Consider the following 22,924-nt stretch of genomic DNA (forward strand, 5'->3'; position numbering starts at 1 on the left):
CACGGCGCAGGCCATCCGGCCCCCAGCCGTCCCATTCAACCGAGAGGTCAACGATGACCGTTCTTCCTCAAGGAAGTGAGATCTCACGGCGCCGCCTCCTGCAGTTCGGCGCAGCCGCCGGATTTCTCCTGGGCACAGGCTCCATGGCCGGGTGTGCCGGCCCAACGGGCCTGCCGGGACCCAGCACGCTGACGCTGGCCCTTAACAGGTCCCTCGTCAGCCTGGACAACAAGCTCAACCAGTTCGACGCCGCCGTCACCGTCCAGCGCGCCGTGCGGCAGGGACTGACGGCCATCGGCCCCGAAACCAAGCCGGTCCTGGTCCTCGCGGACCGCTTTGAGATGACCTCGCCCACCGCCTGGACCGTGCGGCTCCGCGAGGGCGTCCGCTACTCGGACGGCACCCCGGTGGCCATCGAGGACATCGCCACTGCACTGAAGATGTACCAGCAGGTGCAGGGATCCTTCGTCGCCGGGTTCTTCCCCGAGTTCCCCACGGTGGTTCCGGTGGATGACCGGACGTTCCGGATGGAGTCCAAGAACCCCATCCCCATCCTCGATTCCCTCATGAGCATGATCCTGATCAGCCCGGCAGCCAAGAACAAGCCGGAGGAGCTGCAGGAAGGCGTGGGCACCGGCCCTTATGTGGTTACCAAGTTCAACCGGGGCGCCGGCACCTACAGCCTCAAGCGAAACGAGAACTACTGGGGCCCCGCCCCCAAGGTGGACAACGTCGAGGTCCGCTTCCTGCCCGAGGAATCCAGCCGCGTCATTGCGCTGCGGAGCGGCGAGGTGGACGTTATTGACTCCATCACGCCCGACTCGCGCGAGCAGCTGGCCGGACTTCCCGGCGTCGTCCTTGCGGAGGCGTCAAGCCTCCGGCTGAACCAGATTTTCTACAACTTCCGCAAGCCCTCCAGCCACCCGCTGTCCGATGTCCGTGTCCGTGAGGCACTCAGCTGGGCGGTGGACGGCGAGGCCCTGGTCAAGGACGTCCTGGTCGATTCGGTCAGCGAGGCCGAAGGTGTGGTTCCGTCCAGCCTCACCGGCTTCTCCAAGACCGGCAACTACACCTACGATCCGGAGAAGGCCAAGGCCACGCTGAAGAGCCTCGGCGTCACGGACCTGAACCTGAAGATCATCTGGGAAACCGGCGAGTTCGCCTCCGACACCTCCGTGATGGAAGCCCTCGTGGAGATGTTCGGCAACATCGGGGTGAAGACCCAGCTGCAGCAGTTCGAGCCCGGCGGCAACATCCTGGCCTGGCGCCAGGGCAAGCAGGGTGACTGGGACCTGCTGGGCAACGGCTTCAGCAGCCCCACGGGCTTGGCCATCACCATGATGCAGGGCATGTACGCCGGAACCGCGGAAAAGGAAAAGACCCGCGACACCTACCAGGGCTACGTGGTCCCGGACGTTCAGGCCAAGATCCAGGCCGCATCCTCCGAGGTGGACCCGGTGCGCCGCGAGCAGCTGCTCGCCACTGCGCAGAAGGCCATTTGGGACACCTGGCCCTGCGCCTGGGCATTCGTTCCCAAGTCCGTGCTGGCCCACCAGAAGCGCGTGGCAGATCTGTCGCTGGCTCCCACCAACTCCTACCCCCTTGTTGACGTCCGGTTGGAGGCCTGAGTCATGACCAAGTACATCCTCAAACGGCTGGGCCAAGGCCTGCTGACCGTGTTCCTGACGGTTTCCACGGTCTTCATCCTGATCCGCCTGGCCCCCGGTGATCCGGCCGTGTCCTACGCCGGACCGCTGGCCACCACCGAACAGCTGGCCAAGGTCCGCGAACAGTTCGGCTTGGACCGTCCCGTGCTGGAGCAGTACTGGATCTTCCTGCAGCAGCTGTTCACCGGCAACCTCGGCACCTCCTACTCCTTCCAGGCGCCGGCCATGCAGGTGGTGGCGGAGCGGATGCCGTACACGCTGACGCTGGCCACCGCGGCAATCCTCCTGACCGCCGTGATCGCCATTCCGCTGGGCGTGTGGATGGCCCGCCGCCCGGACACCAACCGGGAACTCGGCGTCAACGTCCTCACCATCGCCGGGCAGTCCATGCCGGACTTCTGGACCGGCATCATGCTCCTCACCGGGTTCGCCGTCCTGATCCCGCTGTTCCCGGCCTCCGGCTTCGCCACCTGGGGCGGGCTGGTCCTGCCCACCGTCACTATCGCCATCCTGCAGATCGCGCTGATTTCCCGGATGGTGCGGCGGGAGATGACGTCCAACTTCGCCGCCCCTTACCTGACCGTGGCGCGGTCAAGGGGAGTGGGCAGTCCGGCGCTGACCTGGCGCTATGCCATGGGCAACTCCGCCATCCCGGTCTTCACCGCCCTGGGCACCCGCTTCGCCGCCATGCTCAACGGCGTGGTGGTGGTGGAAGTGGTGTTCGCCTGGCCCGGCGTCGGCTCCCTCATTGTCCGCGCCCTCGAAACCCGCGACTACCCCCTCATCCAGGCGACCGTCCTGCTGACGTCGCTGCTGGCCGTGGCCGTCCAGCTCGTCATCGACCTCGCCTACCCGCTTCTTGATCCCCGCGTTCGTCTTGGAAAGGCGGCAGCAGCATGAGCCTCAGCGACACCGCAACGCCGGCGGCCTCCGCCGCACAACCGCCCCGGACACCCTCGGCCAGCGCCGTCACCAAGGAGCTCATCGCGAAGGCCGGCGCCACCCGCCGCCGCAACGCGGCCAAGTGGAAGCTGCGCATCGGCGCCGTCTGCACGCTGATCGTGATCATTCCCATCCTGCTGGCCCAGGTGCTGCCGCTGCCGGACGCCAACCACCAGGACCTGTCCGCCCGCCGCCTCGCCCCGCTGGTGGACGGCCACCTGTTCGGCACCGACCAGCTGGGCCGCGACCTGCTGTCCCGCGTCCTGCACGGCGGCCAGGTCTCCCTGACCATCGGCATCCTGGCCGTGGTGGTCTCCGGCGCGATCGGCATCATCCTCGGTGCCGCCGCCGGTTACTTCGGCGGCTGGGTGGACACGGTGGTCTCGCGTGTTCTCGAGGCCCAGATGTCCCTGCCGCTCCTCATGATGCTGCTGTTGGTGGTGGCCCTCTTCGGCCCGTCCATCCCGGTGATCACCTTCGTCATTGCGATTGCGCAATGGCCGGAAGTGGCCAGGCTGACCAGATCCATGGTGCTCGTGGAACGTGAAAAACCGTACGTCTCTGCGGCGCGGATCCTCGGGCTGCACCGCATCCAGATCCTCATCCAGCACATCATCCCGAACGTCATCAAGCAGGCGACCCTCGTGGTGCTGCTGCTCCTGGCCCAGGCCGTCCTGCTCGAGAGCGCCCTCAGCTTCCTAGGCGCCGGCCCCCAGCGTCCGTTCGCCACCTGGGGACGCATCATCTCCGACGGCCAGGACTACATCACCACCTCCTGGTGGATGGTCACCCTGCCCGGCCTGGTGATCGTGCTGATGGTGGTGGGCGTGAACCTGCTGGGCGACGGCCTCCGCGACCGTCCCCGCCGCAAGAAGAAGGGTGCCTGACATGACCGCACAAGCTACGAGCCACACCGCCGAGCCGGCCCTGCTTGAGGTCCGCGACTTCCAGGTGGAGCTGATCACCGACGCCGGCATCATCCGGGCCGTTGATTCAGTGAACTTCAGCATCCACCGCGGCGAAACGGTCACCATCATCGGTGAGTCCGGTTCGGGCAAATCGACGACGGCGATGGGCATCCTGCGCCTGCTCCCGGACGATCTGGCGGTGCTTTCCGGCACCGTGCTCATCGACGGCGTGGACGTGGTGGCCGTACCCAAGGCCATCGACAAGGTCCGCGGCCGGACAGTCGCGCTCATCCCGCAGGACCCCATGACGGCGCTGAGCCCCGTGCACTCAATCGGCAGCCAGCTCTCCGAGGCCATCCGGATTGCCGGCGCCGCCTCCAAGGAGAAGGACGCCGTCCGCGCCCGCGCCATCCGGTTGCTGGAACAGGTCCACATTCCGACGCCGGAGGTGCAGCTGAAGAAGTACCCGCACCAGCTCTCCGGCGGCATGCTCCAGCGCGTGCTGATAGCGATCGCGCTGGCCAGTGAGCCGCAGCTCTTGGTGGCAGACGAGCCCACCTCTGCCCTGGACGTCACGGTGCAGGCCGGCATCCTGGACCTGCTGCTGGAACTCCAGGAGCAGCGCGGCATCGGCATTCTGATGATCACGCACGACCTCGGCGTGGCCCGGCTGATCTCGGACCGCATCCACGTGATGAAGGACGGTTCCTTCGTGGAGTCCGGGGATGTCCAGCAGGTCGTGGAGCAGCCGGCCACGGAATACACCCGCAACCTGCTGGCCGCCGTGCCGGTCCTGGGGCCCTGGGACGAAACCCCTGGCAACACCTCCCAATCCGCATTCAAGACCTCCGCATCCAAGACCTCTGCGGCCGGCGACGCCGCCCTGACCAGCACCGGAGTCCAGAATGACTAAGCCGTTCCTCTCCGTCGAGAACCTCGTGGTGGACTACCACGTTCCCGGCGGCACGTTCCGCGCCGTGGATGACGTGTCCTTTTCCGTGGACAAGGGCAAGACGATCGCCGTCGTCGGTGAATCCGGCTGCGGAAAGTCCACGATCGCCAAGGCGCTGATGCGCCTGGTGACGCCGGCCAGCGGCCGGATCGAACTGGACGGCACGGACCTGGCCGCCCTCAGCGAAGCCAAGCTGCGGCCGCTGCGTTCCAAGTTCCAGATGGTCTTCCAGGACCCGTACGGCTCGCTGGACCCGCACCTCACCGCCCAGGAGATCGTGGCCGAACCGCTGAAGCTGCAGGGCGTCCGGTCCAAGGCCGAGCGGCACAAGGAAGCTGCGAAGCTGATCGACCAGGTTGGCCTGCCGGCCAGGTCCCTGGACCGCCACCCTGCCGAGTTCTCCGGCGGCCAGCGGCAGCGCATCGGCATTGCCCGGGCGCTCGCCTCCAAGCCGGAGCTGCTGGTCTGCGACGAAGCCACTAGTGCGCTGGACGTGTCCGTCCAGGCCCAGGTGCTGCGGCTGCTGAAGTCCATCCAGGACGAAACCGGCATCACCTACGTGTTCATCTCGCACAACCTTGGCGTGGTGCAGGAGATCAGCGATAGCGTCATGGTCATGCAGCGCGGCAAGCTCGTGGAGTCCGGCAGCACTGCATCCGTGCTGACCGCGCCCAAGGAGGACTACACCCGCAAGCTCCGCCGTGCGGCGCTGGACCCGTCCACCATGCGCGGCCTCAAGCCGCGGCACGTGGTCCGGTCGCTGGCCCTGAAAGGCTGACGCCGCTCCACTGATCCGGCCGTTACCCGCCCCGAACCCAACCACATTGCAACCGCACAGACACTGCAACCACGGAGAATCAACGCATGAGCAAGCAGCCAGAAGGCAACCCGGTGGAAGGACTGAAGCTTCCCATCTCGCGGCTGGTCCTGGGCACCATGACGTTCGGCGACACCGCCGATGAGGCCACCGCCGGAAGCATGGTGGAGGAGTCGCTCGACGCCGGCATCACCACCATCGACACCGCCAACGCGTACGTCGGCGGCGTGACCGAGGAAATGCTCGGCCGCCTCCTCAAGGGGCGCCGCGATGAGGTCATCCTCGCCTCCAAGGCCGGCATGCCGCACCCGGACCACGGCCAGCACTCGCCGCTGTCCCCCCAAGGGCTGCGCAACAGCGTCGAGGGCAGCCTCCGACGGCTCGGTGTGGACAGCATCGACCTGTTCTATCTCCACCAGCCGGACCGTGCCACGCCGCTGCAGGACACCCTGCGCACCGTGGCGGAACTGGTGGAAGAAGGGAAGATCGGGGCGCTGGGCGTCTCCAACTTCGCGGCCTGGCAGATCGCCGACGTCATCCACGTTGCCCGCGAGGTGGGCGCACCCCGGCCCGTTGTCGCCCAGCAGCTCTACAATCTGGTGGCCCGGCGGGTGGAGGAGGAATACCTCGAATTCGCCGCCACCCACAACGTGCACACCATGGTCTACAACCCGCTCGGCGGCGGCCTGCTCACCGGCAAGCACAGCTTCGAGGCCAAGCCCTCGGAGGGCCGCTTCGGTGATTCCAAGCTGGCTGCCATGTACTCCCAGCGCTACTGGGACAAGCAGCTGTTCGTCTACGTCACAGCCCTTGGTGCCATCGCCGACGCGGCAGGCATCACTCTGGCCGAGCTGTCACTGCGTTGGCTCGCCTACCGGAAGGGCGTCGGCTCCATGCTGCTGGGCGGCTCCAAAGTGGAGCAGCTCCGCGCCAACATCGCCGCCGTGGCCAAGGGGCCGCTGCCCGAGGACGTCATCAGCTCCTGCGACGCCATCGGCTCCGGACTCCGCGGACCCATGCCGGCATATAACCGCTGACGTATATACAACTGCTCGCCGTCACACCCACGAACTGAAGGTAGAAGATACAGATGACATCGGACCTGGCCATTGAATTCGCCCGCAAGATCCGCGCCCGTGAGCAGGCCGTCGGCTACTGGGCCGTACTGGACGCGCCTGTGGCAACGGAACGCATCGGCCGGCTCGGGTATGACTACGTTGCGCTGGACGCCCAGCACGGGCTGCTCGGATACTCGGGCGTGCTGAACGGCCTCATGGCCATCGATGCCGGGCACACCGCCGTCGGCATGGTGCGCGTGGAGGCCAACGACTTCACCGCGATCGGCAAGGCCCTCGACGCCGGCGCCGTCGGAGTGATCGTCCCCCTCATCAATAACGCTGCGGACGCCGCGGCCGCGGTCGCCGCAGCGAAGTACCCGCCAATGGGCGGCCGCTCCTACGGGCCGATGCGCTCGGCGCTGCGCATCGGCCCGGTCCCGGCTGACTCCAACGCCGCCACCCTGGTCTTCGCCATGATCGAGACGCCCGAGGGGCTGGCCAACGTGAAGGAGATCTGCGCGACGCCCGGCCTGGACGGCATCTACGTGGGCCCCTCGGACCTGGCCATCGCCGTCGGCGGTGCTTTCCCGGGCGACCCCGCCATCGAGGCCGAGTTCAACGCCGCCCTGGAAACCGTCGCTGAAGCGGCCGCCTCGGCAGGCATCGCCGCCGGCATCCACACCGCGGCCGGGGAGATCGCCGCCCAGCGGCTGCGGCAGGGCTACACGTTCACCACCGTCGCGTCGGACCTGACACACCTGGAGCTGGCGGCAAAGGCGCACCTGGCGGCCGCCAAGTCGGAGGGCTGAGGCATGCAGACCACCAACACTGAGTACAGCACCATCACGCCCGACGGCGCCGTGAAGCGCGCTGACGGCGCAGACTTCGCGTATCTTCCGGCGCCCACCGTGCAGAGCCACGCCGCCAACCTCCTGACCCTGCCGGACGGCCGCCTCGGCTGCATCTGGTTCGGCGGCACGCAGGAGGGCGTGCCGGACATCTCCATCTGGTTCTCCACTCTGGAGCCGGGCAGCAGCCAGTGGTCACCGGCTCAGCAGCTCTCCGATGACTCCACCCGCTCGGAGCAGAACCCCATCCTGTTCACCGCCCCCGGCCCGGCTGGCCAGGACGGCGTTCTCTGGCTCCTGTACACCGCGCAAAAGGCGGGCAACCAGGACACAGCGGAGGTCCGCCGTCGTACTTCCACGGACAGCGGCCGCACCTGGGGGCCGGTGGAAACGGTGTTTCCGGCCAACGAAACGGGCGGCGTGTTCGTCCGCCAGCTGCCGGTGCTGCTGCCGTCCGGCCGCCTGATCATCCCGATCTTCCGCTGCATCACTACGCCGGGGGAGAAGTGGGTGGGCAACAGCGACGACAGTGCCGTGATGATTTCCGACGACGGCGGAGCCACCTGGCGCGAGCACATCCTGCCCGGGAGCCTGGGCTGCGTCCACATGAACATCCAGCCTGTGGCCGACGGTTCGCTGCTGGCGCTGTTCCGCAGCCGCTGGGCCGACTCGATCTACGAATCCCGCTCCACCGACGACGGCACCACCTGGAGCGAGCCCGTCCCCACCGAACTGCCCAACAACAACTCCTCCATCCAGTTCGCGGCGCTCGCCGACGGCCGCCTGGCGCTGGTCTACAACCACAGCCGCGCGGAGGAAAACACCGAGCGGCGCCTGTCGCTCTATGACGAAATCGACGACGACGGCCTGGCCGCCGAACAGGGCCAGCTGGCGGAACCGGCTCAGGTCCCGGGCGCCGGAACGGACGACGGCGAACGGCGCGCCTTCTGGGGGACGCCGCGCTCGCCCATGACGCTGGCCATCTCCGAGGACTCGGGCCGGACCTGGCCCATCCGGCGGAACCTCGACGTGGGGGACGGCTACTGCCTCTCCAACAATTCCCGGGACGGACTGAACCGGGAGTATTCTTACCCGTCCGTCCACCAGGGCCCGGACGGTGCGCTGAACATCGCCTACACCTACTTCCGGCAGGCCATCAAGTACGTCCGTGTGGACCCGCAGTGGGCGTACCAGGGCAGCAGCACTCCCGGAGGGGACGACGAAGCTGGCCACACTGGAGGGGGCGGCGCTCAGTGACCCGCACCCGCCACGCGATTGTCACTGGCTGCAGCTCCGGCATCGGCAAGGCGATCGCCGAACGCCTGCTGGCCGACGGCTGGGCCGTCACCGGGCTGAGCCGGAGCGAGACTTCCCTCGGACACCGGTTCCGGTGGCTGCACGCGGACCTGTCCGATCCGTCGTCGCTGGCGGAAACGGCCTCGGGGATCGACCCGGCGGACGCGCTGGTGCACGCCGCCGGATACCAGCGCACCGCGCTGCTGGGTGAGCTGGACCCGGAGGCGCTCGCCGGCATGTTCGCCGTCCACGTCGGGGCCGCCAGTGCGTTGGCCAACGAGGTGGTCCCGCGAATGTCCGACGGCGGCCGGGTGCTGCTGATCGGCAGCCGGACCTCCACAGGCGCGGCGGGCAAGAGCCAGTACGCGGCCACCAAAGCGGCGCTGATGGGCATGGGCCGGACGTGGGCGCAGGAGCTTGCCCCACGCGGCATCACGGTGAACGTGCTCTCGCCGGGGCCCACGGACACGCCCATGCTTGCCGACCCCGGCCGGGCGGCCACCCCGCCGAAGCTCCCGGCGCTCGGCCAGCTGGTGGATCCCGAGGACGTTGCGGCGCTCGCCGGCTTCCTGCTGGGGCCGCACGGAAAGTCCATCACCGGTCAGAACTACGTGATCTGCGGCGGCGCCTCGCTGTGAGGCGGCGATCCCGTTGAGCCTGTCGAAACCACGGGCCCTACGATGGTGAGAGCAAAGGAGAGCCACAGATGACCACCGCCAAAGCCAGGCGCGAAGAGATCTACCACCTTGCCGTCACCACGGGGCTGGCGTCTGTGGAGGAACTGTCACGTCATTTCCGGGTCACCGCCTCCACCATCCGGCGGGACCTTGCCCAGCTGAATGAGCAGGGGAAGCTGGCACGGACCTATGGCGGGGCGGTGGCGCTGGGCGCCCACCCCGAACCGTCCTTGCGGCAGCGGACCGGTGAGGCGTACGAGCAGAAGCACGCCATCGCAGCCTGGGCGGCTGCTGAGGTGAAGGACGGCGAGAACGTACTGCTCGACGGCGGCTCCACGGTCGGTGCCTTGGCGCACTCCCTGCGCGGCCGGGAGAACCTGTCCGTCACGACGCCGGGAATCAACACCTTGCAGGAGCTCGCCGACTCGCCGGGGATTCAGGTGGACTGCCTCGGCGGCCGGCTCCGGGGCGTGAGCCAGACGTTCGTGGGTCCCCTCGCCGAGGCGGCCTTGGAGCGGATGAGCTTTGACCGGGTGTTCCTCGGTGCGGATGCCGTCACCGCCAACGACGGGCTCTGCGAGGCGGACCACGCGCAGACCCGGCTCAAGGAACTCATGGCCCGGCGCGGCGAGGCTGTCTATGTCCTGGCCGACTCCGGCAAGCTGGGGAAGCGCCCGTTCCACGCCTGGGCCAAGCTTGCCCTGCCGTGGACCCTCGTGACGGACTCCGGCGCTGATCCGGGCCAGGTGGCGCTGTTCACGGAGGCCGGCGTGCAGGTTCAGCTGGTCCAGGTCCAGGCCGGAGAGCAGGCATCGGCCTGAGGGAACACCGGCACGCCTGCATTTGTTATTAACAGTGACCCAAAATGAGCACTGCACATACCGCCTTGATAGTCCCGCCCCGACTCGGCGAACCCCTCCGGGTTGTACCCGTGGAAGGGCCGGACACCCTGAAAGACCTGCTCGGAGGCGACTTCGAGTCCGTCGCCCGTGGCGACTGGCACCTTTATCTCAACGCCGAGGGAACTTCGGCCAACCTGCCGGTGAACCTCCGCGCCGGTCAACTGATGCACGACTGCGGCCTTGACCTGGCAGGCGCCGCCCGCGGTCCGGCGGTCATCGTCGGCCGTGACGCCAAGGGCAAGGACACCAGCATCCCGGAACACCTCCTGCGCCTCGCAGCGGAACTCTTCGGAACGCCGCAGGCAGCCTGAGGGAGCGGGCAGTCCGATTTTCCGCTTCCCCGGAACAACCGGGCCCTCTAACGTTTAGCATGGGGGAATGACTGAAGCGAACGAAGATTCGGCCGTCCTGCAACTGCAGGACATCCTGATCGGGGCCGAAAGCGTTGACGGCTTCCTCGACGGGCTGGCCGCATTTGCCGCATCGACGCTCACCGGTCTGGCAGGTACCGGCATTGAATGTGCCGTGACACTGAAGCGGCACCGGCACACGGCCACAGTTGCCGGCAGCAGCCCCCGGGCAGTAGAGCTGGACCAGATCGAGCAGCGCGTCGGCGACGGTCCTTGCATCCGTGCACTCTTCACGATGGCCCCCGAACTGCTGAACGACGTCAATACTGACGAACGGTGGCCGGAATATCAGAAGCAGCTTGCTCACCAAGGTGTGTACTCCACGGTGGGCGTTCCCCTGGACATCGGGGAAGGTGCCAGTGCGGCACTGAACTTTTTTGGCCCCGCCCCGGGCCTTTTTACGGCCGAGCTCTTCGACAGGGCGGTGGGATTCGGTGAGCTGGCCAGCCGCACGCTGCACCTGTCAGTCCGGATCGGGGCTGCCCAGGCCAAGGCGCAGAACCTTGAGGCTGCCATGCAGAGCCGGACCGCGATCGACGTCGCCTGCGGCGTCATCATGGCGCAGAACAGATGCTCCCAAAAGGAAGCCATGGACATTCTGGCAAAAGTCTCGAGCAACCGGAACCAGAAGCTGCGCGACGTCGCCGTGGAACTGCTGGGCAGGCTTCCGGGATCAGGTGTGGAGACGCATTTCGACTAGCCTTCGGACAGCCGCATCGAGGCTACTTGGCCCCCTTGCCGATCATGGACGCCGGGGGCTTGGGAAACGGTTTGGCTGGATACATCTTGGCGACCTTGAGCATGTAGTTGGCCCATTGCGGCCCGGCGATCATGTAGCCGTCAATGCGGTCGTAGTGTTTGCCGTTGATGGTGAGGTTCCTGCCCGGCCGCTTCTGGCCGTTCAGGGCGTCACCGAAGAAGGATGCGGTGGCCATGCCGCTGGTGTAGCCCAGTACCCAGGTGGCGCCGTTGCTGTTGTTGGTGCCGGTCTTGGCCGCCACAGGGACCTTGCTCTGGACCTTCGGGTTGATGTAGACACCTGAACCCTTCTTGAGCACGTCCTGAAGGACCGAGTTCACGCCGCGGGCAATCTGCGGCTCGACGGCGGCCCGGCATGCCGGCTTCTGGCTGGACAGCGCCCGACCGGCGAAGTCGGTGACGCGCTGGATGGCAATCGGCGCGCAGTAGCGGCCGTCGGCGGCGAAGGTGGCGAAGGCGGTGGCCATGCTGAGCGGTGACACGGCGGTGCCGCCGAGAATATTGCCCAGCTGGTGCATGTTGATCTCGGAGCCATCCAGCCCGCTTCGCAGGCCCACTGCCGCAACCATTTTGTCGATGCCGCAGATGTCCAGCTGTGCCACCTCGGCAAACGTAGCCGTGTTGATGGAGTTGTACAGCCCGTAGTTCGCTGGCATTCTGCGGTAGTAGCCCTCCGACGCGTTCTGCAGGTCGTCGGCAGCTTCGAGGCCGGCGCTGCGCTGCTTGCTGCTGTAGCCGCCCACTACCTTGGCGCACGAGTCCCGCCAGCCGAATCCCAGTGGGTACTCCCGACGTGAGGCGTCCACCTCTTCGGTGATCTTCCGTCCTTGGTGCAGCCACTCGGCGAACGTGAACGGCTTCATGGTGGATCCTGGCTGGAACCCTCCCGCACCGTTAAGGTCATTGCCGTTGGCATCCTTGGCGTCCACGTTGAAGTTCAGCTGTGTATCGAACTTGCCGGGCTCCGGGAGGAACACCGTGTTCTGCGCCATCGCCAGGATTTTTCCGGTGCCGGGCTGGACCGTCAGCAGGGAAGCTCCCCACTTGGCCGGGTTGGCGCCGGCGGTGGTGTTCACCTGTGACTGGGCCGCCGCCTGCAGCCGGCTGTCCAGCGTGGTGGTGATGGTCAGCCCGCCCCTGAACAGCTTCTGCTCCCGGGCTTCCGTGTCCGGTCCGTAGGCCCGGTTGTTGAGAATCAGGTGGGATACGTAATCGCAGAAATAAGGGGCAATGGCGGCTGCGGCGCAGCCTTGCTTCGAGCTACGAATTTTCAGGCCGACACCGGTGGCAGCGGCATCGTCATGCTGCTTCTTGGTGATCTTTTCTTGCGCCAGCATGGCGTCCAGGACCAGGTTGCGCCGCTTGAGCGAGTTCTCCGGGTTGCTCACGGGGTCATAGAGGCTGGGGCTGTTGACGAGTCCTGCCAGCATTGCAGCCTGGGGGAGGCTGAGCTTGCTGGCCGGAACGCTGTAGAAATGCTGCGCGGCCGCCTCGATGCCGTAGGCGCTGCGGTTGAAAAACACGATGTTGAGGTAACCCTCGAGGATCTGGTCCTTGGTGAATTTCTTCTCCAACTCAATGGCGAGCTTCATTTCCCGGACCTTGTCGCCGACGGTCTTCTCGCCGCTGAGAACCACCTCATCCTCGCGGCCGGAGGTGATCTTGGCTTCATTGGCCACGTTCGTGACGTACTGCTGGGTCAGGGTGGATGCGCCTTGCCGGTCCCCGCCGGCGACGTTGCTCACCAGCGCCCGCAGAACGCCCACGGGGTCGACGCCGCTGTGTTCGTAGAAGCGGCTGTCCTCTATCGCGACCACGGCGTCCTTGACGTAGGGCGACATCTCCTTGAGCGGGACCCGCACCCGGTTTTCCTCGTAAAACGAGGCGATCAGTTTGCCGTCGGACGTCAGGATCCTGGTGGTTTGCGCCGGCGGACGCACCGCAAGCTCAGAGGGGAGGCCGTTGTAGAAGTTCATCGAGCTGCTGACGGCGGCGCCGGCAGCAGCAAGTTGGGGAACGAAGTAGGCGGCAACGAGGGCGCCACAAATGCAGCTGAGGACCACGAACCCGAGCATCCTTGCCAGGGTCGTGTGAGATCTCGATGTCAGGCTTTTGCGTACCATCACTCCGGTTCACACCCCAAAAAAGCGTGTCTCCAGAATACGCGTCAGGTGACGGCCGATCCAGACCGTGGGCCCGGTTGGAAACGATTTGGCCGGCCTGCGTTGGGCGGGCCGGCCGGCGTCGTGCTTGGAGTCTTTGGGGCGTTCTCGGCGTTAGGGGTTTTGGACGTGGTCCTTGGCGTCCGTGGCGGTGGCTTTGACGTCTGAGGCGGCGGTTTGGCCTTCGTCCTTGACGTGCTGGGCGGCGTCGGTGGCGGTGGACTTGACGTTTTCCAAGGCTTCCTGGGCGGGTTCTTTCCAGCCCTGGGCCATGTCCTTGGCGGCCTCGGTGACCTGGCTGGTCAGGGGTTCGGCCGCGGTCTTGAGGGCGTCGGCGGCTTCGCGTTCCTTCTCGCTTGGCGGGATGAGGGAGGAGACGAGCAGCCCGGCGCCGAAGGCGATCAGGCCGGCGGCGAGGGGGTTGCCCTGGGTTTTGGCGGCGACTTTCTGGGGTGCGTCGGCGATCGCTTCGCCGGCGCCGTGGAGGGCGTTCCCGGCGGCGTCGGTGGCCTGGTGGACCCCGCCGCTGGTGTTGTGGGCGGCGTGGTGGAGGCTGCCGGAGGTGTTGTGGGTGGCGTGTTCTGCGGTGCCCATGACTTTGTCCTTTACTCCGAAGACGGCGTCCTTCACCTTGTTGGTTTGGCGGTGGACGATGTTGGAGGGGGTGACTTTGTCGGCGACGGCGTCCACGTTGGTGCCGAGGCGGGCGCGGGTTGCTTCGATGTCGGCGCGGATGGCGTCCGGGTTCTCACTCATCGGTGGTCTCCGTTCGGTTTGAGGGTGGGCGGGATTTCCTTGGCTGTCTCCATGGTCTGGGGCATGCCCTTGATGTGTTTGAGTTCCTTGCGTCCGACGCTGGCGAGGATCGTGGCGATGATGCCCCAGAGCACGGCGACGACGACGGCGGACCAGCCCAGGCCCATGAGTTCGCCGAGGGCGTACCAGAGGGCGATGGAGAGGAACAGGAGCACGAAGTGCCCGGCGACGCCGGCGCCGGCGAGCATGCCGCCGCCCTTGCCGGCGCGGGTGCCGGACTGTTTCAGTTCGGCTTTGGCGAGTTCGATTTCCTGCCGCATCAGGGTGGACAGGTCGCGGGTGACATCGCCCAGGAGGTCACCAAGGGAGGTGGTATCGGCCTTCGCGTGCGCAGCCGTCTGCGGGGTATCGGGTATCTGGCTGCTCACAGGGGATGACCCCCACCCTGAACGTACGGATCGTCAATGTCCCGCAGCGATCCCGCCGAGGAGCCGGTTGGAAGCGACTGCGTGGAAGCGGGTCCCGTGCCCGAGATGCTCGGCTCGCCGAAGGCGGGTTCGCCGAGGCTGGCCTCGTCATAGAAGGGCTCGCCTGCGCCGGTCGTGACGGTGTTCTCCGTTGTGGCGAGCCGGGCCGGTTGCGGCGAAGCGGTGCCGGTGGCGGTGCGCGTGTCCGGGGCGCCTGCCTGCAGGCTGCGGCCCAGGCGTCCGGCGAGCAGGCCCGCGCCAGCCGCGACGAGCAGGAAGGTGCCGGGGCGCTGGCGGGCAAAGGACTTCACCTCGTCCAGCAGTGAGCCCGGATCCCGGTTATCCAGCCAGGAAGCCACTGATTCGGAGCGGTCCGCGGCCTGCCGGATCAGGTCCGCGGCTACGCCCTGCTGGTTCGGTGCGTCGGCCATGGTGCGCAGCTGCGAGGAGATGGTGCGGATGCCTTCGGCGGCCTTCGTCTGCTGGGTGCCGGCCTGGTTGGCCAGGTCCGACTTCGCCTGGTGCAGCAGGTCCTTGGCGCTGTTCTTCGCCTCGTACGCGACGTTCTTCGCCTCGGTCTTGGCCGTCTCGGCAACGTTCTGGGCGGCAACTTTAGTCTCGCCGGCGACGCTCGCGGCCTCTTCCTTCGCCACGTCCTTCTTCGAGGAGCCATCGTCCTGATAGCCGGCGGTGCCCGTGTAATCACCCGTGTAGTCGGCGGTGTCCAGGCCGGGAGCGGACACCCCGGTGCCGTATGCGTTCTCGGTCATCGTTGCTCTCTTTCCTTGAGGATGAAGAACCAGCGGTGCTGGATCGGCAGCAGTCCTGGCTACCCAGAAATAGTAAGCACACTTGCTAATTAATCCGCAAGCCCAAAGGTCGGTTCCACGAAAATTGATAAGTATGCTTGCTAAAACCTTGCTAAGCATGCTTATTGTATTCGGGTGCAGCGTCCTGCAGGGAGGCGTTGCGAACCCGAAACATCTGAAATCCAAGGAGACGCATGCTCACCACGGAAAACATCGATGACCTGCTGCAGCGCAACGGAAGCGTTCTTTCTGCAGACGGGGACAAGATCGGGTCAGTAGGCCAGGTCTACGCCGACGACGCCGATGGCCAGCCGACCTGGGTGACGGTCAAGACCGGCCTGTTCGGAACCTCCGAATCCTTTGTCCCGCTGCAAGGCGCCCGCCTTGAAGGCAGCGACGTTGTGGTTCCCTACACCAAGGACCAGGTCAAGGACGCGCCCAGGGTGGATACGGACGGGCACCTCGAGCCGGCGGAAGAGGACCGGCTCTTCGGCCACTACGGCCTCGACGGACACCAGAACTACGCGGAAACGGGAACCCGCGGAGACGCAGGCTACGCCGGTACGGGCAATGCCACCTTTAGCGACACCCGGTCCGGCACGGCTGATGTCACCGGGACGGTTGGACGTGACACGTCCGGGCCCACCACGGATGACGCGATGACCCGCTCCGAGGAGCGCCTGAACGTCGGCACGGAAACGCAGGCCGCCGGGCGTGCCAGGCTTCGTAAATACGTGACCACGGAGAACGTCACCAAGACCGTTCCGGTCCAGCGCGAAGAGGTCCGGATCGAGCGGGAACCCATCACGGAGGCGAACCGGGGTGCGGCCCTGTCCGGGCCCGATATCAGCGAGGAGGAACACGAGGTGACCCTCCATGAGGAACGCCCCGTCATCGAGAAGGAAACCGTCCCGGTCGAGCGGGTCCGTCTCGACAAGGAAACGGTGACGGACGAGGTGACCGTCGACGAGGAAGTCCGTAAGGAACGCATCGAAACCGACCGCATCGACGACGTGCGGCGATAGCAGATAGCAGATAGCAGATAGCAGGCAGCAGGAAACCGTGAAAGCCAGGGCCGGATGCCGGCCCTGGCTTTCACGCTGCATCCCCCTTACGGCAGGTCAATGTTTGTCAGTTCCGACCGTTTGCCGCTTGGCTCCTCGACCAGGACCAGCGAGCTCACCTCGGGGCAGTAGTACTTGTGCTCCCGCGAGTTGAACTCCAGCGGCGTCCAGTCGTCCACCTTCACGCAGTCCTTGTAGGTGCCCATTTTCGTCGTGACGGTCTGGCCTGTGGCGATCGTATCCCGCATGTCTTCCGCATGCCCCAGGTAGTACTCCTGCCGGTAGGTGTCGCCCACGCGCTGTTCGGCCTTCATCCAGATGCCGGCCTTCGCCCCATCCTGCCCGTGGAGAAAGCTGCCGGAATGATCCTGCAGTTTGCCGTCCTTGTAGTTATCCACGTCCTCGCCGAAGTACCAGACATCGCCGTTCTTGTGCTGTGCCAGGTAGTCCTTGGTCGCTTCGACGAGCTGCCCGTTCTTGAATTCCCGGTCCAGGTAGATGATCGTTTCGACGCCCTCAATGACCCGCTTCTCCGGCAGGATCTCAATTTCGATCCTGTCCCCGCCAGTCCCGTAGGTCATTTTCTTGCCGACCGGAAGGGCGAAGTACTTGTTGGTGATTTTCGTCGTGAAGTCCGCCGGGGTGATCTGCGGATTGTAGTCGGCAGCCCTGCTTCTCAAATTATTGAAGTAAAAAAATGCCGCCCCGCCAGCAACCAGCAGCAGGACGATGATCCCCAGAATGATGGTTCGTGGCTTCATTTCCGGCCCCACTCCTCATTGAGTAGAAACTCTTTGCCGGTCCGGAGCGCCTTTGCTTGCCGGGCCCATAGCAAAAAGGTAGCCCTGTCGGGCCCCCGGGGGACAGGGACAGCCGCGATTTCCTAGCTGCGGGCGGCCTCCGCCACCCGTGCGCCGTTGAAGTATTCGAGCTGCCAGCCGTCCACGGCGTGATGGTGGGCAAGGTTGAGCACGGCGTTGTCGATGCTTGCGAGGGTGCTCCCGACGGCGCGGCTCAGGGTCAGGCGGAGAAGCGTTCCGTGGGCCACGACCAAAACGCGGCGTCCGCGGAACTCCTCGGCCAGGGCCTCCAGGGCGGCAAGGCCCCTGGAGCCCGCTTCGTCGTCGCTTTCCGCCCCGCGGAAGCCGCCGGGGATGCGCAGTGCCTCCAGTTCCGGGCCTGCCTGAAGGCCCTCCGCGGGCCCGAAGCTGCGCTCGGCGAGCTCCGGCACACGCCGGGCCACCGTGAGTCCGAGGCCGGCAGCGATCAGGTCTGCAGTTTCCGCCGCACGGCTCAATGGCGAGGACACCACGGTGTCCCACGCCTGCCCGGACAAAAAGGCGACGGCGTTGCGCGCCTGGCCGCGGCCGACGTCGTTCAGCGGAATATCGCTGGATCCCTGCAGCCGGCGCTGCGCATTCCAGTCTGTCTGGCCATGGCGGATGAGGGCGAACGTCGTGATGGTCATGCCTTCCATTGTGCCCGAGAGCCTCAGGACCTTTCTTCTCCGAGACGTACTCGCGAAGAGGGGCTCTCACCGCGCCACCCGACCATGGTCCAATAGGAGGGTTAGACCGGCTGCCCGAGTCCGACCGCGGCCTCGGCCATATGGAAGGAAGCTCATGACCGATCGCCAGGACCATCCTCCGGTTCCCACGCCCGGAAGTGCCCAGGGTCTGGACCGCAAAGTTGAAGGTGGCTGTCCGGTTGCCCCTGACAGCGCGACTTCGCACGGCAGCGAGAGCGAGAACCCGGCGATCGACTCGCCGCAGCCGAAGGCGCACCGGCCCCGCACGAACGCGGACTGGTGGCCGAACCAACTTGATCTCTCGGTGCTCCACGCGAACCACCCGGCAGGCAGCCCGCTCGCTCCCGGCTTCAGTTACCGGGAGGAGTTCCAGAAACTCGACGTCGAGGCCCTGAAGCAGGACATCATTGAGGTTCTGACCACTTCGCAGGACTGGTGGCCGGCGGATTTCGGCCACTACGGCGGCCTGATGATCAGGCTGAGCTGGCACGCTGCCGGCACCTACCGCGTCCACGATGGCCGCGGCGGTGCGGGGGAGGGCAGCCAGCGCTTCGCCCCGCTGAACAGCTGGCCGGATAACGCGAACCTGGACAAGGCCCGGCGGCTGCTGTGGCCGGTGAAGCAGAAGTACGGCCAGAAGGTCTCGTGGGCCGACCTGCTGGTCCTCGCGGGCAACGTCGCCCTGGAGTCAATGGGCTTCAAGACCTTCGGTTTCGCCTTCGGCCGTGAGGACGTGTGGGAGCCCGAGCAGATCTTCTGGGGACCCGAGGACACCTGGCTGGGCGATGAGCGCTACATCGGCGAGGGCAGCATGGCGGAGGATGTCGGCTCCACCGAGATGGGCCTGATCTACGTCAACCCCGAGGGTCCGATGGGCAACCCGGATCCCAAGCTCGCTGCAGAATTCATCCGCGAGACCTTCAAGCGGATGGCGATGAACGACGAGGAGACCTTCGCACTGATCGCCGGCGGGCATACGTTCGGCAAGACCCACGGCGCCGGCGATGCCGACGCGCACGTGGGCCCCGAGCCCGAGGCCGCGAACCTGGAGGAACAGGGTCTGGGCTGGATCAGCACGCACGGCAGCGGCAGGGGAGGCGACACAATCACTTCCGGGCTCGAGGTCACCTGGACCGACCGGCCGACGGAGTGGAGCAACCGCTTCCTGGAGATCCTGTTCGAGTACGAGTGGGAGCTGACCAAGAGCCCGGCGGGCGCCAACCAGTGGGTGGCCAAGGACGCCCCGCAGATCATCCCGGACGCGCACAATCCGGAGAAGAAGCACCGGCCGACCATGCTGACGACGGACCTGTCACTGCGCTTCGATCCGGCCTACGAGAAAATCGGGCGCCGTTTCCTGGAAAACCCGGACGAGTTCGCGGTGGCCTTCGCCAAGGCCTGGTACAAACTGCTGCACCGCGACATGGGGCCGGTCGGCCCGCACCTGCTCGGACCCTGGGTCCCGGAACCGCAGCTCTGGCAGGACCCGATCCCGACGGCGGACCACGAGCTGATCGGCGAAGAGGACATCGCGGCCCTCAAGGCCCAGCTCCTGGACTCGGGCCTCTCCGTCTCCCAGCTCGTCACGACGGCGTGGGCCGCGGCCTCCATCTTCCGCAAGACTGACAAGCGCGGCGGCGCCAACGGCGCCCGCATCCGCCTGGAGCCCCAGCGCGGCTGGGAGGTGAACCAGCCCGGAGAGCTGGAGGCGGCGCTGCAGGCGATCGAGGGGGTGCAGCAGCAGTTCAACAGTGGCCAGAACGGTGGCAGGAAGGTTTCGTTGGCGGACCTGATCGTCCTCGGCGGCTGCGCGGCCGTGGAGAAAGCCTCGAGCGACGCGGGCTTCAACGTTTCTGTGCCGTTCCGGCCCGGCCGGGCCGACGCCTCCCAGGACCAGACCGACGTCGAGTCCTTCCAGTACCTGCAGCCGCGGGCGGACGGGTTCCGCAACTACGTTCGCCCCGGCGAGAAGCTTCCACCCGAAACCCTCCTGCTTGATAAGGCTTACCTGCTGGATCTCTCCGCACCGGAGATGGCCGTGCTCATCGGTGGCATGCGGGCCCTCGGCGGCAACGTGGGCGGCTCCGCGCATGGTGTGCTCACCGACCGGCCCCAAGTCCTGACGAACGACTTCTTCGTCAACCTGCTCGCACCGGGCACCCGTTGGAAGGCTTCGGAGGCGGAGGAGAACGTCTACGAGATCAGCGATGTGGCCACAGGGGAGCTGAAGTGGACCGCCACGCCGGTCGACCTGGTCTTCGGCTCCAACTCCCAGCTCCGGGCGCTGGCCGAGGTTTACGCGAGCGATGACGCCAGGGAGAAATTCGTCAACGACTTCGCCGCGGCATGGGTGAAGGTCATGGAGCTCGACCGCTTCGACCTGCGCTGACCCAGTCACCAGGGGCCGGCTGCATCTGACCGCCGTCGTTCTTTAAGGGAGGAACTAAGGGAAGTGCGACTCCGGCCGGTCACCTTTTGCGGTGACCGGCCGGCGTCGGTGGTTCTAAAGTAAAACTATTCCGGCAGGCGCTTCGGCCGGTGGTCGGCAATCAGCCCGCTGGCCATGTGCCGGGCGCGGCCGGCCGCCCCTCTGTCACCCTCGGCGGCGGCAATGATCGAGCCCTTCATGAGGATGTGCCAGGAGAGGGCGAACGCCTCGGAGTCCTCCAGGCTAGCTTCATCGGCGAGGAGCCGCACCTGTTGCCGGATCCGGCCCAGGTACTCGATGCTCGCCTGCCCCAAGGGATGCGTTGCCCCCATTTCCAGGAGCACCTTGACGAAGGAACACGCTTCGAAGTCATCGTCCTGGAACCACTGATGGTAGACGTCGAAGATGGCCAGCAACTGGTCCTCAGGGTTATCGGCCCTGCTTCGGGCTTCCGGGACCACGGATCCGAGCATCCACAGCTCGTCGCGGCGCTTCAAAAAAGCCAGCGCCACGTCGTCCTTCGACGGGAAATGCCGGTAAAACGTCGCCTTGGCGACGCCCGATACACGGATCAGCTCATCGACGCCCACATCACGGATTCCCCGGTGGGAAAACAAGTCGTAAGCGGTGACCACAATACGGGTACGGACATCGTCAGGATTCTCAAGATTGTCTGCGACTGTCCTCATGCCAGGAAATTCTACCTTTCCGGTGCCACATTCGGCCGGGGGAGGGCCGATCGCCGTCGAACTTTGGAGTTTTGTCCACGTATCGCGACCTGCGGGCCGTTTAGCGCCCATTATCTGCGCAAAAACTCCGAAGGCGAGCCCCGCCTAGGCCGTTGCCTCGTCTTCCAGGTTGGGATCAGCTTCCACGTTGGGGTCAACAGGCGTGTGATCCGTCTGGGCTGATTCGATGAGCTGCGTCATGGCCACGTGGATGTCTTCGGCCTGGGCGCGGGTGAGGCCGAGCTTGGCGAGCATGGTGCCGGGCACACCCAACGCCTTGTCGCGGAGAGCGGTTCCTTCGGGGGTCAGGCCCACCGCGAGGGAGCGTTCATCTCCGGGAACGCGCCGGCGGGTGACATATCCCAGGGCTTCGAGCCGCTTGAGCAGCGGCGACAGGGTGGCCGGGACCAGGAGAAGGGCGTCGCTGATTTCCTTGACGGAACGCGGGCTCTTCTCCCACAGCGCGAGCATCACCAGGTACTGCGGGTGGGTCAGGTTCAGCTCCTGCAGCACAGGCCGGTAGGCGCCGACGACGGTGCGCGAGGCGACAGCCAGCGCGAAGCAGAGCTGCCGCTCGAGCAGGAGGTCTTCGTCGCTCCCTGAAGGGGAAGTCATGAAGCCATGATATCGAAGTGCCTACGGGAACATGGCGAGGAACAGGAACGCGGCGAACAGGACCAGGTGGATGGCGCCCTGCAGCCGCGTGGCGCGGCCGGGCACAACCGTCAGTGTTCCCACGATGACAGTCAGCAGGAAGAGGACTATCTGCGTACCGCCTAGCCCAAGCGTCAGCGGTCCCGGCAGCCAGATGCTGGCGATGGCGATCGCGGGAATCGTCAGGCCGATGCTGGCTATCGCCGAGCCGTATGCCAGATTAAGGCTGATCTGGATCCTGTTCCGCGAGGCGGCCCGGGAGGCTGCGAGGCCCTCCGGCAGCAGGACCAGGAGGGCGATGATCACGCCCACGAAGGACTCCGGGATCCCGGCACGGCTGACGCCCGCTTCGATCACCGGGGACACAGTTTTGGCCAGCCCGACGACGGCGACCAGCGCCGCGCACAGCAACGCCAGGCTGGTGTAGGTGGCCCGGTTGGTGGGTGCGGGGCCGTGCAGGTCGTCGTCGCCGTCCCCGGGGGACAGGACGGGAAGGAAAAAATGGCGGTGGCGGACGGTTTGGGTCAACACAAACACGCCGTAGAGCGACAGCGAGGCCACGGCGGCGAAGCCCAGCTGCAGGGGTGAAAACTCGGGTCCGGGCCGCGACGACGTGAAGGTCGGCAGGACCAGCGTCAGGGTAGCCAGCGTGGTGACCACGGCCAGGGCGGCACCCGCTCCCTCCGGGTTGAACCGCGGGATGCCGTATCTGCGGGCGCCCACCAGCAGGGCAATGCCCACGATGCCGTTGGCCGTGATCATGACGGCGGCGAAGACGGTGTCCCGTGCCAGGGAATGGCTTCCCTCGCCGCCGGACGCGATCAGCGTGACTATGAGGGCCACCTCGATGACGGTGACGGCGACCGCGAGGACAAGCGAACCGAAGGGCTCGCCGACGCGCTCAGCCACCACTTCGGCGTGATGCACCGCCGACAGGACGGCGCCCATCAGGACCACCGCGATGGCGGTGGCCAATACCGGGCCGGGAGAAACTCCCCAAGTCACGGCCAGCACGATCAGGCCGACGACGGGAACGACGGCGGTCCAGGATGATCGGAGCCGGGCCAGCACAGCGCTATCTTCTCAGTGCTG

Annotated in this window: 23 protein-coding genes; 14 read left to right on the forward strand and 9 right to left on the reverse strand. The window is 66.3% G+C overall.

Going from position 1 to position 22,924, the window contains the following annotated elements:
- Positions 1-53 precede the first annotated feature (53 nt).
- The 12 genes from LFT45_RS00885 (at position 54) to LFT45_RS00940 (ending at position 11,177) form a co-directional block, all read left to right on the forward strand.
- Complete coding sequence (locus tag LFT45_RS00885) at positions 54-1,628, forward strand: ABC transporter substrate-binding protein (protein WP_236806089.1); 1,575 nt, start codon at positions 54-56, stop codon at positions 1,626-1,628.
- A gap of 3 nt (positions 1,629-1,631) precedes the next feature.
- Positions 1,632-2,567 (forward strand): ABC transporter permease, encoded by a 936-nt coding sequence (locus tag LFT45_RS00890; RefSeq protein WP_236806090.1) that lies wholly within the window; start codon positions 1,632-1,634, stop codon positions 2,565-2,567.
- The gene (locus LFT45_RS00895) at positions 2,564-3,496 is read left to right on the forward strand and encodes an ABC transporter permease (protein ID WP_236806091.1); all 933 of its coding nucleotides are present in this window, start codon (positions 2,564-2,566) and stop codon (positions 3,494-3,496) included. The genes LFT45_RS00890 and LFT45_RS00895 overlap by 4 nt, the downstream gene beginning before the upstream one ends.
- Before the next feature lies 1 nt (position 3,497).
- Entirely contained in the window at positions 3,498-4,430 is a 933-nt protein-coding gene (locus LFT45_RS00900) for an ABC transporter ATP-binding protein (protein WP_236806092.1), read from the forward strand.
- Positions 4,423-5,247 (forward strand): ATP-binding cassette domain-containing protein, encoded by an 825-nt coding sequence (locus tag LFT45_RS00905; RefSeq protein ID WP_236806093.1) that lies wholly within the window; start codon positions 4,423-4,425, stop codon positions 5,245-5,247. The genes LFT45_RS00900 and LFT45_RS00905 overlap by 8 nt, the downstream gene beginning before the upstream one ends.
- A gap of 86 nt (positions 5,248-5,333) precedes the next feature.
- Positions 5,334-6,323, forward strand: a complete 990-nt coding sequence (locus LFT45_RS00910) for an aldo/keto reductase (protein ID WP_236806094.1) — start codon at positions 5,334-5,336, stop codon at positions 6,321-6,323.
- A gap of 53 nt (positions 6,324-6,376) precedes the next feature.
- Positions 6,377-7,153 (forward strand): HpcH/HpaI aldolase family protein, encoded by a 777-nt coding sequence (locus tag LFT45_RS00915; protein WP_236806095.1) that lies wholly within the window; start codon positions 6,377-6,379, stop codon positions 7,151-7,153.
- A 3-nt stretch (positions 7,154-7,156) separates the two neighbouring features.
- On the forward strand, positions 7,157-8,449 hold the full coding sequence (locus LFT45_RS00920) for a sialidase family protein (protein WP_236806096.1): 1,293 nt from the start codon (positions 7,157-7,159) through the stop codon (positions 8,447-8,449).
- A complete protein-coding gene (locus tag LFT45_RS00925; RefSeq protein WP_236806097.1) occupies positions 8,446-9,126 on the forward strand; it encodes an SDR family NAD(P)-dependent oxidoreductase in 681 nt (226 codons plus the stop codon). The genes LFT45_RS00920 and LFT45_RS00925 overlap by 4 nt, the downstream gene beginning before the upstream one ends.
- Positions 9,127-9,194: 68 nt before the next feature.
- Positions 9,195-9,986, forward strand: a complete 792-nt coding sequence (locus tag LFT45_RS00930) for a DeoR/GlpR family DNA-binding transcription regulator (protein WP_111904651.1) — start codon at positions 9,195-9,197, stop codon at positions 9,984-9,986.
- A gap of 44 nt (positions 9,987-10,030) precedes the next feature.
- Positions 10,031-10,378 carry a DUF3846 domain-containing protein gene (locus LFT45_RS00935; RefSeq protein ID WP_236806098.1) on the forward strand — a complete coding sequence of 116 codons (348 nt, stop codon included), beginning with the start codon at positions 10,031-10,033 and terminating at the stop codon, positions 10,376-10,378.
- A 67-nt stretch (positions 10,379-10,445) separates the two neighbouring features.
- Entirely contained in the window at positions 10,446-11,177 is a 732-nt protein-coding gene (locus LFT45_RS00940) for a GAF and ANTAR domain-containing protein (protein WP_236806099.1), read from the forward strand.
- A gap of 22 nt (positions 11,178-11,199) precedes the next feature.
- On the opposite strand, the gene LFT45_RS00945 is transcribed toward LFT45_RS00940, so the two are convergent.
- From LFT45_RS00945 to LFT45_RS00960, 4 genes are all read right to left on the reverse strand, one after another.
- Complete coding sequence (locus tag LFT45_RS00945) at positions 11,200-13,359, reverse strand: transglycosylase domain-containing protein (protein ID WP_236806100.1); 2,160 nt, start codon at positions 13,357-13,359, stop codon at positions 11,200-11,202.
- A gap of 153 nt (positions 13,360-13,512) precedes the next feature.
- Positions 13,513-14,154 (reverse strand): DUF3618 domain-containing protein, encoded by a 642-nt coding sequence (locus LFT45_RS00950; protein WP_236806101.1) that lies wholly within the window; start codon positions 14,152-14,154, stop codon positions 13,513-13,515.
- Positions 14,151-14,582: a phage holin family protein gene (locus LFT45_RS00955; protein WP_236806102.1), complete on the reverse strand. Its 432-nt coding sequence runs from the start codon at positions 14,580-14,582 to the stop codon at positions 14,151-14,153. Before LFT45_RS00955 ends, LFT45_RS00950 begins: the two co-directional genes overlap by 4 nt.
- Positions 14,579-15,391 carry a hypothetical protein gene (locus LFT45_RS00960; RefSeq protein ID WP_236806103.1) on the reverse strand — a complete coding sequence of 271 codons (813 nt, stop codon included), beginning with the start codon at positions 15,389-15,391 and terminating at the stop codon, positions 14,579-14,581. The genes LFT45_RS00955 and LFT45_RS00960 overlap by 4 nt, the downstream gene beginning before the upstream one ends.
- 233 nt (positions 15,392-15,624) lie before the next feature.
- On the opposite strand from LFT45_RS00960, the gene LFT45_RS00965 reads away from it, so the two are divergent.
- On the forward strand, positions 15,625-16,455 hold the full coding sequence (locus tag LFT45_RS00965) for a DUF2382 domain-containing protein (RefSeq protein ID WP_236806104.1): 831 nt from the start codon (positions 15,625-15,627) through the stop codon (positions 16,453-16,455).
- An 86-nt stretch (positions 16,456-16,541) separates the two neighbouring features.
- Here LFT45_RS00965 and LFT45_RS00970 read toward each other — a convergent pair whose 3' ends face one another.
- Both LFT45_RS00970 and LFT45_RS00975 read right to left on the reverse strand, forming a co-directional pair.
- Positions 16,542-17,255, reverse strand: coding sequence for a hypothetical protein (locus LFT45_RS00970; RefSeq protein WP_236806105.1), 714 nt, complete (start codon positions 17,253-17,255; stop codon positions 16,542-16,544).
- Positions 17,256-17,377: 122 nt separating this feature from the next.
- Entirely contained in the window at positions 17,378-17,971 is a 594-nt protein-coding gene (locus tag LFT45_RS00975; RefSeq protein WP_236806106.1) for a histidine phosphatase family protein, read from the reverse strand.
- Between the two features lie 145 nt (positions 17,972-18,116).
- Here LFT45_RS00975 and katG point away from each other — a divergent pair, with 145 nt between their 5' ends.
- Positions 18,117-20,411, forward strand: coding sequence for a catalase/peroxidase HPI (gene katG / locus LFT45_RS00980; RefSeq protein WP_236806107.1), 2,295 nt, complete (start codon positions 18,117-18,119; stop codon positions 20,409-20,411).
- 125 nt (positions 20,412-20,536) lie between these two features.
- On the opposite strand, the gene LFT45_RS00985 is transcribed toward katG, so the two are convergent.
- From LFT45_RS00985 to LFT45_RS00995, 3 genes are all read right to left on the reverse strand, one after another.
- Complete coding sequence (locus LFT45_RS00985) at positions 20,537-21,139, reverse strand: TetR/AcrR family transcriptional regulator (RefSeq protein ID WP_236806108.1); 603 nt, start codon at positions 21,137-21,139, stop codon at positions 20,537-20,539.
- A 144-nt stretch (positions 21,140-21,283) separates the two neighbouring features.
- Positions 21,284-21,793 (reverse strand): MarR family winged helix-turn-helix transcriptional regulator, encoded by a 510-nt coding sequence (locus tag LFT45_RS00990; protein ID WP_236806109.1) that lies wholly within the window; start codon positions 21,791-21,793, stop codon positions 21,284-21,286.
- A gap of 21 nt (positions 21,794-21,814) precedes the next feature.
- Positions 21,815-22,903 (reverse strand): calcium:proton antiporter, encoded by a 1,089-nt coding sequence (locus LFT45_RS00995; RefSeq protein ID WP_236806110.1) that lies wholly within the window; start codon positions 22,901-22,903, stop codon positions 21,815-21,817.
- Positions 22,904-22,924: the final 21 nt, after the last annotated feature.

The organism is Arthrobacter sp. FW305-BF8, from assembly GCF_021789315.1.
In the GTDB taxonomy this organism is placed as follows: Bacteria; Actinomycetota; Actinomycetes; order Actinomycetales; family Micrococcaceae; genus Arthrobacter.